The sequence below is a fragment of the Helicobacter saguini genome (assembly GCF_000762875.2).
GTDB lineage: Bacteria > Campylobacterota > Campylobacteria > Campylobacterales > Helicobacteraceae > Helicobacter_A > Helicobacter_A saguini.
Map to the genome: position 1 here is coordinate 1 of NZ_JRMP02000034.1, position 10,307 is coordinate 10,307.

General features: G+C 27.6%; 12 protein-coding genes, 1 rRNA gene and 1 pseudogene. 7 read left to right on the plus strand and 7 right to left on the minus strand.

What is annotated here, in order from left to right; all coding sequences use genetic code 11:
* From LS64_RS12645 to LS64_RS11820, 7 genes and pseudogenes are all read left to right on the plus strand, one after another.
* Positions 1-745, plus strand: a 745-nt coding sequence (locus LS64_RS12645) for a bacteriophage T4 gp5 trimerisation domain-containing protein (RefSeq protein ID WP_161976982.1), incomplete at its 5' end; no start/stop codon positions are given.
* An 8-nt stretch (positions 746-753) separates the two neighbouring features.
* Complete coding sequence (locus LS64_RS11800) at positions 754-2,214, plus strand: hypothetical protein (protein WP_034569853.1); 1,461 nt, start codon at positions 754-756, stop codon at positions 2,212-2,214.
* Positions 2,211-5,093, plus strand: a complete 2,883-nt coding sequence (locus LS64_RS13455; protein WP_052062318.1) for a M23 family metallopeptidase — start codon at positions 2,211-2,213, stop codon at positions 5,091-5,093. Before LS64_RS11800 ends, LS64_RS13455 begins: the two co-directional genes overlap by 4 nt.
* A gap of 20 nt (positions 5,094-5,113) precedes the next feature.
* Positions 5,114-5,575 (plus strand): hypothetical protein, encoded by a 462-nt coding sequence (locus LS64_RS11810; protein ID WP_034569856.1) that lies wholly within the window; start codon positions 5,114-5,116, stop codon positions 5,573-5,575.
* Between the two features lie 240 nt (positions 5,576-5,815).
* Positions 5,816-6,040, plus strand: a pseudogene (locus tag LS64_RS11815) (protein NO VEIN domain-containing protein); the annotation flags it as partial.
* Positions 6,040-6,168, plus strand: coding sequence for a hypothetical protein (locus tag LS64_RS13735; protein WP_272916625.1), 129 nt, complete (start codon positions 6,040-6,042; stop codon positions 6,166-6,168). The pseudogene LS64_RS11815 and the gene LS64_RS13735, both read left to right, overlap by 1 nt.
* Before the next feature lie 249 nt (positions 6,169-6,417).
* On the plus strand, positions 6,418-6,534 hold the full coding sequence (locus LS64_RS11820) for a hypothetical protein (protein WP_118949437.1): 117 nt from the start codon (positions 6,418-6,420) through the stop codon (positions 6,532-6,534).
* 108 nt (positions 6,535-6,642) lie between these two features.
* Here the strand turns inward: LS64_RS11820 and LS64_RS13460 are convergent, their stop codons facing one another.
* The 7 genes from LS64_RS13460 to rrf form a co-directional block, all read right to left on the minus strand.
* Positions 6,643-6,912, minus strand: a complete 270-nt coding sequence (locus tag LS64_RS13460; RefSeq protein ID WP_034569962.1) for a hypothetical protein — start codon at positions 6,910-6,912, stop codon at positions 6,643-6,645.
* A gap of 209 nt (positions 6,913-7,121) precedes the next feature.
* Positions 7,122-7,820: a glycine-rich domain-containing protein gene (locus tag LS64_RS13465; protein WP_034569956.1), complete on the minus strand. Its 699-nt coding sequence runs from the start codon at positions 7,818-7,820 to the stop codon at positions 7,122-7,124.
* Between the two features lie 10 nt (positions 7,821-7,830).
* Positions 7,831-7,998, minus strand: coding sequence for a hypothetical protein (locus LS64_RS12650; RefSeq protein WP_160659290.1), 168 nt, complete (start codon positions 7,996-7,998; stop codon positions 7,831-7,833).
* Between the two features lie 20 nt (positions 7,999-8,018).
* Positions 8,019-8,186 (minus strand): hypothetical protein, encoded by a 168-nt coding sequence (locus LS64_RS12655; RefSeq protein WP_160659291.1) that lies wholly within the window; start codon positions 8,184-8,186, stop codon positions 8,019-8,021.
* Between the two features lie 83 nt (positions 8,187-8,269).
* Positions 8,270-8,515: a hypothetical protein gene (locus LS64_RS11835; protein ID WP_034569018.1), complete on the minus strand. Its 246-nt coding sequence runs from the start codon at positions 8,513-8,515 to the stop codon at positions 8,270-8,272.
* A gap of 334 nt (positions 8,516-8,849) precedes the next feature.
* A complete protein-coding gene (locus LS64_RS11840; protein ID WP_034569151.1) occupies positions 8,850-9,122 on the minus strand; it encodes a hypothetical protein in 273 nt (90 codons plus the stop codon).
* A 505-nt stretch (positions 9,123-9,627) separates the two neighbouring features.
* Positions 9,628-9,744 (minus strand): 5S ribosomal RNA (gene rrf, locus LS64_RS11845).
* Between the last annotated feature and the right edge of the window lie 563 nt (positions 9,745-10,307).

Below are 10,307 nucleotides of genomic sequence, written 5' to 3' on the forward strand. Positions count from 1 at the left end.
CGAACTAACATTAACCAACACAAAGAATAACGAACAAATATACTTACACGCCCAAAAAGACTATAAAGAAATCATAGAATCTAACTTTAATCAAGTAATAAAACAAGATAAAGATTCTGTAGTAAAAGGAAGCTACACTGAATCTATCACAAAATATCATAAACAAGAAATACTAGGATTAAAAGATGTTCGAATAGGAGCAGAATATCTAACAAATGTCGCACTCTCCAAAGATACGATAGTAGGAGGAAGCAACACTCTAAATGTAGGAATGGACAATAAACTAAGAGTAGCAAATAACTCTAGTGAATATGTAGGTGAAAATAAAGAAATAGAAATAAATGGCAATCTTATAGAATCTATCAATAAAGATAAAGTAGAAAATATCAAAGAAAATAAGAGTGAAGTGGTGCATGGAAGTTATTTTATTAATGCAAAGACAGATATAAAAGTCTTAGCACAAGAAGAAATAAGTTTAAATTCTAGTAATAATATTTTTATTAATGCTAAAGATGCAATGAGTTTTATATCTAATAATCATCTTACCATAAAAGCAAAGTCCAAAGATTGTCAAGTTAAAGAAAAATATTATATTAATGCAGATAGCCAGATAAATATGCAAGTTGGTAATAGTATTTTTACTATTAATGATGGTAGTATTACTATAAAAATAGATGATACAGAATATGAATTTAGCAAAGAAGGTTTAAGGCTAAAAAATGCTAAAATTAGCATTAAAAAATAGGTAGTGTTATGAGTGAATTAAGTAAAAAATTAGGCGAAGAATTAAAAGATTATTTTTTATATAGACAATATCGTTGTATGGAAACTACAATTAATGAAAACGCATATTATTATGTTACAGAAGGTAAGATTCAAGTTGTCGAAAATAAAGTTGTTATAGAAGATTTTAAGTTAGAATCTTTTGCATTTGCACCAAAGCTTAATGAGCCTATTAAGATTCTTAGTTATGAGAAATCTACAAATGGCTTACCTATTTACAATACAAGCGTTATATCAAAACTAATAATACTACATAAATCTAATGCTAATATTTTTAAGCAAAACTTTTCAGAATCTACTATAAATAAAATACAAGAACTTATACTTAACGCTCAAGTGGACGAAAACGATAAATTAGAAGTGTTGAAATTGCTTTTTAGTGTTAGCGATAACAATGTAATATTTTTTTATTCTACAAGTTTACAAAAAGAATTTTATAAAAAAATGCAGGTTTTTGATACACAAAAGAAAATATTTGAATCTTTTTTAAAATCTAAACCAAAAGAAATTGATATTATTGAAACATTAATTTATGCCTTTTATCCTAATGCAAATGTTGAATTTACATTATATTTACTAAATAAATATAGTAATGCAATAGTAACCACACAATATAATATAAAAAATAAAATAGATTCTAAAGACAACACAAAAGAAGCACAATATGAAATACACACTCCTTTTAGATTTATAGATATTTTATTTGCTAAGGCTTTATTTAGCAATAGACTTGATTTAATAAATTTATTAGAAAGATATAATGTAAAAAAAGAAGTGCTTATTGATATAGCTAAATTAAATGAATATGATATAAAAAAATATAAATTTGATGAACTTTTTATAATAGTAGAAAATTTAGCCTCATGGGATATAAATAATAATCCATTAAAGTATATACTAGATAAAGGCATAAATGATAAAAAGTTATTAGAATATATCATTTGGAATACTTTTATAATGTTGTTTGAAGGAATATATTATAGAGAAGGATTTATTTTATATGATATATTTGGATATGCAATGAAATATCAAGATAGTTTAAGAAAAGATGAAGCATTAGGAGAAGATGGTAAGATAAATCTTGAATATATAATATTTACATACACAAACATAGAATTAATCTTTAAAACCTTGCAATATATTAATATTACTTTAAGGCAATATTTTATAGCAAGTGATGAAGTATATCCATTATTATCACAAGAACTTTATGATTTACTTACACCCATAGTTAGTGGTAATTATGATACACTTGCTACACATTATAAAGATGTAGTTTTATATTTGGTGAAGAATTTTCGTGGGAGATATAATGAAAATATTACAAGCTATTTAGAAATTAGCGATGAAGAAGAAATAAAAGAATTAGAGAAAATAAAAGAAAATATTAGAGAAGAAACAATTATGTTTATTGTTAGGAGAGTGCAATGAGCAAAAACACTAATTTTATAGAAACATTTAAATATGCACTAAGATTCTATGTAAGCATAGAATATCAATCACAGGAAATAAAACTTATAGGAAACAAATATAACCTTGCTTGGAATAATAGTTATAAGATACAAGAAAAGCAATTGGGTTTTACATTAAAAGATATTAGGAATATGGCAACCAAAATTTGCTCTAAATATGAAGCAATTAAGTATGACTACGACAACAAAGGTCTTAATTTCTCTATTGATTTTGATAGATTCTATAAAATACCAGATTATGGCAATGAATATGGATATATACAAAAAAAATATTATAGATTTATTAAAGAAGGATATAACTATATAATACATAACAAAAGTAAAAGTATTATTGAAACCTCTTTCCCAAATCTATATTCTCCTATCAGAGGAGAAATAGTAGAATTAGACACCACCAAAGTGGATAAAGACAAAAACAATATTTTTGTTAATTTTCTTATTATAAAAGATACACAAGGATTCAAACATATATTTAGATATTTTTATGCGAATACATATCCAAATAACAAACCTCTACTTTCAATAGGCACACAAATAGAAATAGGAGATTATTTAGGTAGTTTGGGATATGGTGATTATTGCAAATCTGTAACGGAGGATGAAATAAAAAACCACTTCTTCTTTAAATACATTATACAAGATTCTAAAGGACATTATCTAAATCCTATAACTTTTTGGGAATGGGCTAAAAGTGAATATTATGAAATATTAGATTCTAATGATAATAAAAATAGTGAAATAATATATTATTTTAATGCTAATAATGAAATGGTGGAAATAGCTTATAGTAAAGATTCTAAAAACTTTGAGCGATATTTCCCAAATCTACATAACCATGATTTTTTTCAAAGTCAAGCATATACGCATCAATATCATAATACAACGCAAGATATTTATCCTTATAAACTTCTATCAAATGGCAAATTAGTAAAAATTACAGAATCTAATTATCCACTTTATGCTTCTATAAATGGCATAGTAGGTGCTACAAACACTCCTAGTGATGAAGAAATATTGCTTAATTGCAGTTTTATAGACACTAAAGGCAAGGTAATTCAAAATAGCAAAATATATTTTTACAACATAGATTCTAAAAAGATATATGAAATATCTACGAATAAAGAAGGCAAAGCACAATTCTCTATTAAAAAGATATATATTTATTCAAATACAACGCTTTACTTTAGTGTTAATATCAATGATATGTTTGATAAAAACTTTTCTTTATGTAGAAATTATCAAATAACTCCAAAACAAAAGCTAGATTCTAAAGCAAATATTACTCTAACCTTAAACAATACTATCAACTTAGATACACACAAACTCAAACTTATAGAATCTAAAAATATCACAACAGCTACACTATGGCAAGAAGATAGATACAGTAAAAAAGAACGAGAAGTTAAAGTAATAAATAAAAATGGAGATTTTCTTTTTAGTTTAAAAGATATAAATAATCTTAATCTTATAGAATCTAATGAAATATTAGCTATAAAACTTTATAAAATACAAGAATTACAATGGTTTAGCAAAAAAGGAGCAAATTATTATAAATTAATAGAATCTAATTTAAATGATAAAACACAATGTGAAAAGCTAGGAGTAAGCTATGATACTTGGGGTAATCTAGGTGAATTTATAGAATCTATAAGTCCACAAAAAGATAATATAACAAGTGATATAAAATTTATCAAATATGCTACAGTATATGCTAGTGGAAGCAAGGGAGATTATAAACAACATAAAAACTTTCTAATATCAATGCAAGGACAAATATATTATAGCGATGCAATAGGACAGCTACCATTTGCAATAAATATATATAGAGGATTTCAAATGCTTTTAGAATCTAAAGGAGATTTACACAAAGATATGATAAAACAAAAAGCAAGGAATGCTACTATAAACATAGGCTATGCCTTTAGTGATGGTGGAAAAAAAGGAGTTGATTTACTATGGCAAAAAGGATTTATTAATCGCAAGATAGGTTTCACAGATATATTAAGCACATATCTTAATATCCCAAATAATATAAATTTTACAGATAAACTCTATGAAAAAGAAAATAATCCCCCACTAGATTCTAAGTCTTATGATAATATGATGATTTTAAGAGGAATAGAGTGGGTAGATAAATATAATACAAAAAATGAATATGATAAACTTAGCTTTGAGCTAGAGAATGGAAATAGTAAAGAAGTAATTAAGCACAGCAAAGAAATTATATTTCCATTGAAAGCAAAACCTTTAAACGACAAAGGTCTATTATATGATTGGAGCATAAAGAATATAACAGACAAAGGAGCATCTCAAACAATTTATGGTTGGAATAGAAGTGGTGGCAAAAGAAAACATGCTGGTAGGGACCTTTATACAAATTTATTTAATAGAAAGATTTATGAAAATAGCGTTAATACATTACGTTCTCAAATTGAAATAGTGTCCATAGCTAATGGAGAAATACTAGAAATAAAATATTTTTATTATGAAACTTATCAAGTAACTATATTACATAAAACTTTTAATCATGGAAAATTTATTATTCGTTATGGTGAATTGGATAAAAATACTATAAAAGTTAAAATAGGGGATAAAGTTAAACAAGGACAAGTATTAGGGTATTCCGGCATATTAATAGATAACTCTAAAAACAAACACCCAAATATTATTAGTGGTCAAATAGTTATGATGCTTCACTTTGAATATTTTAAAGATGGTGATGATACAAAAAATAACTTAACAAACAAAAATAATTTACCATTTCAACGCAGAAAAGATATATCTGATCCATTAGAAATCTTAGAAGAAGGATATAAAAACACTTTTTTTAAAGATTAATTTATTTAAAAGGATTGAAAATGAAAAAGTTAGCAATAATGCTTATTTTATCTGTAATGCAAGCAAATGCAAATATGATATGTGATTCTAGTATGGAATATGTAAAGAAAATATGTCAAGATGTATATATATGTTCTGCGGAAAAGTGTATTGTAAAAAATACAGATTTGCAAGAAGCATATAAACTATATTTACAAAGAATGGTGAAAAAAGAATTAGAAGATAGTGTTCAAAAAGAAGGGGCAAAAATGATGTTAAACTTACCTTTACCAACTGTTGGTGAAATAAAAAAAGTTATTTTCAAAGATGTCCCGGGTGATAGTTATACGGGAAATGATATCTGTCATGTTAAAATGGAACGCACGAAAGATATGCTTATACTGAAGTATGATTTATGTTATGATGTCCAAGATGTAGAATTTATAAGCACTATTTTTAAACAAAGTGGCAATGATGTTGAAATAATGTATAGAAGTTATTAACATTTGTGATATATAGAGGATTTCAAATGCTTTTAGAATCTAAAGGAGAATTAAATAAAGATATGATAAAACAAAAAGCAAGAAATGCTACTATAAATATAGGCTATGCCTTTAGTGATGGTGGAAAAAAAAGGAGTTGATTTACTATGGCAAAAAAGATTTATTAATCGCAAGATAGGTTTCGCAGATAAACTATATTAAAGGGAAAATAATCCATCACTAGATTCTAAAAATACATTTTATTTTGTGGAAATTAAAGGGCTAAATGAAGCAAAAGGCAATTTTTTATTCACGCAAAAAGAATTTGAAATCGCACAAAAATTTAGTCAAAATTACTGCCTTTATATCGTTAGCAATTTTAAAGAAAAGCCAAAAGAAAGCGTGTTTTTTAACCCTTTAGAGTCTTTTAGCTTTAAAGAAATAAAAAAAGAAATTACACAAATTAGCTATCAAGGAGCGTTATAATGTATAATGTGGATTTGTATTATTTAGGTTATTTAATAGAATCTAAAGTATTTTCTAATCTAAAAGAAGCTAAAATTTTAAAACGAAAATGGCTTATAGAATATTTGGTAGGCTATGGCGTAGCGTGAGATTACATTACAGAAGAAGAACATAAAAAGCAGCTTTCAAAACTTAGCAATAAAGATTTAGAAGAATTAAATAATGAAGCAAAGTGCAATAAAGAAATGGATTACACTATAACAATAAATAAAATAAAACATAAAAAAAATATAAAATCCAAATCTTTTAATCGATATGAATTATTCAAATATATCTACGATAATTATATAGTTGGCGATTGTAACGTCTAAAAATCCTTGTGAAGTCTATGATAAAATATAAAATGGGTATTAAAATCTATCAATGAAGTATTAAATTTTTATTACAGGGATGTTTGTGTTTCTCCTAAAAAAAGCCTAAAAATAGTAAAAGTTTTAGTGCAGCGAAAGGGATGAGATGGCGGATGCGAAAGTACTAAATTGATTGCATTCGCCTTTGTCACTTTGAAAGATTGAAAGCAAATCAATGTTATATTTTTCATTGATTTTTTTCCGTGTTAGATTCTATATTTTGTTTAAAAAGTTAGGATTTTTAGAAGTTTTAGAATCTGGATTTGTAGATTCTATATTTTTAGAATCTATTTTGTGATTTAACTCGCTAGAATCTTCTTTGGTTTGCAAATCTTTAGAATCTTTTTTATAATCTTTTATGGAATCTGGATTAAAAAAACGCATATTAAGCCCCAAAGCAATGCCGCCGCACATAGGAATGCAATGTGAAAGCGAAGCCAAAAACGCCGCCACAAACAACGCAAAGTAAGATTCAAAAACCATTTTTAGCCTTTAGATTCTATAAAAATTATAAATTTTAGAATTTTATGAAATCTATTATGCCAAAATGTTATTAAGAAAATTCTAGATTCTATAATTTTGATTTTACGTGAATTAGAAAAGTTTTGTGGTTTTAGATTCTAATAATGGAATAAAAATTATAGAATCTATATAGCAAGATTTACTAAAAATTGTGAGATTTAACTTATATATTAATGTATTTTAGCAATATCGTGGATTATATTTGTAATTGTTGGGAAGTCTAGATTCTGTGCTAAAAGTTTATATGGAAAGTTATAAATTAGAATGTTTTGTGTTATAGGGAATTTGGCGGTGTATTTTGTAAAAAATAGGGCATTTTCGCGGATAAAATATTTAGCTTTGTTATTGTTAGAATCTATTGCTAAATTAGAATCAAGAGCTAAAAACTCATCTTTTTCATATTGTGGCGTGGAGACGTGATGGATAAAGCGATTAAAATTATCAAAGCACCACGAGTTATATTCAAGCGTATAAATTATAAAAGTGTGCCAGTATTTATCTAGGATTAGTGAAGGCATATTTTTATAGCCGCTTTTTATCCATCGTTCTAATTCTGTGTGTAAAATCAGCGGATTTTGCTCTAGCATATTCATCACAATGGGATTTATATTTTCTTTTCTTAAGTCATTTAGTGTGCGTTTGGCGATTTCAGGGATTCTATACGTCTTTTTGTAGTAGCCTTTTTTATCGCTATGAGCTAAGAAAAAATAATTGCTTTGTATTAATTTATCAATTTCGCTTTGGTATCGCTCTAATAAGATTCTATCTTTTATTATAGAATCTAGGGTAAAGCTGTCGCTACTTTTGTGTGTATAAACAGCAAGACTTAAGTCTTTTAGAAACTCAATTTTTTGTGAATCTTGCGTCATACTTTTACCCTTAAAGCCCTGTGCAATGTGTCTCGCCTGTCATATCCTCACCGCTACAATGTGCAGTGCCGCAGTTGAAACAATCGCTACGACTAGCGCTCCCACCAAATAACGAAAGCAAATCAATGTTATATTTTTCATTGATTTTTTCAATCTCTTTGCTAATATCCTTTGTCATTTTTGCTCCTTTAAGTGAAATTATAAGCATTCATAGAATCTGCGAATGTTTTGTCTATTTGCTCGTTTAAGGAAATTATTACAAAGCAAATTTTTAGCGAATGTTTTAAATGTTTCATCTATATTTCCACTTGCAATTAAGTCCTTAATAATCTCTTGGCTGATTTCTAATCGTTGTAAATCTAACATTATTTATCCTTGAAGATTAGAATCTATTATGTATCACTAAGTGCTACACTCAATTTTTGTTAAACACATTTTTTAACACTTTGTTACCAGTCTGTGTCACGTTCTATTCTCCATTCATAATGGTGTGGTGGTTCTCCATTTATTCTGGCATCCTCTGTCTCCCATACTGCTATATACTGCTTGTTAGTATATTCGTCTTGTTTAGTAGCAGATTTAACAAAATCTGGTTTGCTAGCTTTACTACCCATAACTCCACCTAACACAGATGACATACCCATACCTGTTCCTATACCTATAGCTATACGCTCTAAATCCCTTCTTCTAGCCATATATTACTCCTTGTTAATAAAATAAGTAAGCACTAGCTTGTTATCAACTAATGCTTACGAAAAATTTAAGTTCAATAAATTGAACGATATTTAAAAGCAACATTCATAGAATCTACGAATGTTTTGTCTGTTCTTACGTTTAAGGAAATTATTGCAAAGTAGATTTTTAGTGAATGTTTTAAATGTTTCATCTATATTTCCACTTGCAATTAAGTCCTTAATAATCTCTTAGCTGATTTCTACTCTGTAACTTCGCAAGTCTGTCATATTCGTAATCTTTATGATAAAGTGTTGCTAACAAATGTTTGACGAAAAACATTTCTTAAAGCGTATCCTACCTGTTATATCCTATATGTGTGTATTGTATGCTTACATACGTCATTTGAGTATAACTCACATATTGCATAAAACCTTGTGAAGTGTCATGGCATATGCTATTATGTGTGTATTGAGTCTGTTGAGCACAACACATTTGCTGTTGCACTTGTGGGATATAACTAGCATTTGCCATATTTTGCAAATAAGGATTTTGCAATCCATATTGCATATTTGGGTTATAGATAACGCCATTACCGCCACACTTATCACATAAAACTACTTCGTTCATTTAAACTCCTTACCTTTAACTTACAAGATTAAAGACTATCAAAACCTTTACCGCCGCAATTAGGACAATCTATTAAAATGTCCAATCCATTCTCATCAGCAGCAGGGATTTTACCACTACCACGACATGTACCACATACAGCCATAACATCTCCTTGTCAAAAAAATTTTTGCTATTGATTAAAATAGCAAGCAGCATTATATATATCTTCATTTTGTCAATAATATATGCGAAAGTTTTGTAGAAATTTTTGAGTTTTAGTTTTATGTTAAAGTTTGATTAGATTTTATGGATTTTGTTTTTAGAATCTAATTTTTGTGATTTGTTGGATTAGATTCTATATTTGAGTGGATTTTTAGAATCTAATTTTATAGTTTTGCGTTTTAAGATTCAGTGATTTTGGTTTTTTGTGTGATTTGTTATTTAAATAGATTCTGTAAATTTTATTTTTGTAAAGATTTTTATTTGAATGAAATTTGTGAGTTTTGTAAAAAGATTTTCCCTATCCTTGCATCGACCTACATTTCCACACTTGAAAAGTGCAGTATCATCGGCTGAATGTAGCTTAACTTCTAGGTTCGGAATGGAGCTAGGTGTGTCCTACTATCATAAAAACACAAGAAAAAGGGAAATAAAGACAATTTCTGCGTTCGTCTCGTGGAAGCTTTTCAGGGAGCTTGATTTTTGCTTGTGCGACAGCCAAAAAAGGCTAGTCTCCGCACAAAAATCTACGCAACCCTGAAAATCTTCTCACGATACTCCGCATAAACTCTCGCAATATAGAATCTATAACCCACATTTTGTAAGATTTATAGAATCTAGATTCTATAATTTTAAAATCTTTGTCCTTATTTCCATTTTTGCTTGGTTAAATCTTTAACTTATTTATAGAATCTAGATTCTAAGATTCTATATTTAAAGTTCTAAAATTGTTAAAGCCTGCTTTGCTGTAAAAGTAATTAACTACATTACGCTTTTATAGAATCTAGATTCTATCGTTTTATCTTTTTAAAAGATAATGGATTGCTTCGCTTACGCTCGCAATGACAAAAATAGATTCTATAAACATACTACGTTATTGAATCTAATACACTCAATAAGGCGGTATCCTTAAATCAAAAAGCCACAAGGTCTATTAGTAGTAGTCAGCTAAACATATTACTATGCTTACACATCTACCCTATC

What these genes read in the sequence shown, in the direction of transcription:
- LS64_RS12650 (WP_160659290.1), bottom strand. Translation starts at nt 7,998, where the DNA reads ATGACAAAGGATATTAGCAAAGAGATTGAAAAAATCAATGAAAAATAT.
- LS64_RS13735 (WP_272916625.1), top strand. Translation starts at nt 6,040, where the DNA reads ATGTATAATGTGGATTTGTATTATTTAGGTTATTTAATAGAATCTAAA.
- LS64_RS13460 (WP_034569962.1), bottom strand. Translation starts at nt 6,912, where the DNA reads ATGGTTTTTGAATCTTACTTTGCGTTGTTTGTGGCGGCGTTTTTGGCT.
- LS64_RS11800 (WP_034569853.1), top strand. Translation starts at nt 754, where the DNA reads ATGAGTGAATTAAGTAAAAAATTAGGCGAAGAATTAAAAGATTATTTT.
- LS64_RS11835 (WP_034569018.1), bottom strand. Translation starts at nt 8,515, where the DNA reads ATGGCTAGAAGAAGGGATTTAGAGCGTATAGCTATAGGTATAGGAACA.
- LS64_RS11840 (WP_034569151.1), bottom strand. Translation starts at nt 9,122, where the DNA reads ATGAACGAAGTAGTTTTATGTGATAAGTGTGGCGGTAATGGCGTTATC.
- LS64_RS12655 (WP_160659291.1), bottom strand. Translation starts at nt 8,186, where the DNA reads ATGTTAGATTTACAACGATTAGAAATCAGCCAAGAGATTATTAAGGAC.
- LS64_RS13465 (WP_034569956.1), bottom strand. Translation starts at nt 7,820, where the DNA reads ATGACGCAAGATTCACAAAAAATTGAGTTTCTAAAAGACTTAAGTCTT.
- LS64_RS11810 (WP_034569856.1), top strand. Translation starts at nt 5,114, where the DNA reads ATGAAAAAGTTAGCAATAATGCTTATTTTATCTGTAATGCAAGCAAAT.
- LS64_RS13455 (WP_052062318.1), top strand. Translation starts at nt 2,211, where the DNA reads ATGAGCAAAAACACTAATTTTATAGAAACATTTAAATATGCACTAAGA.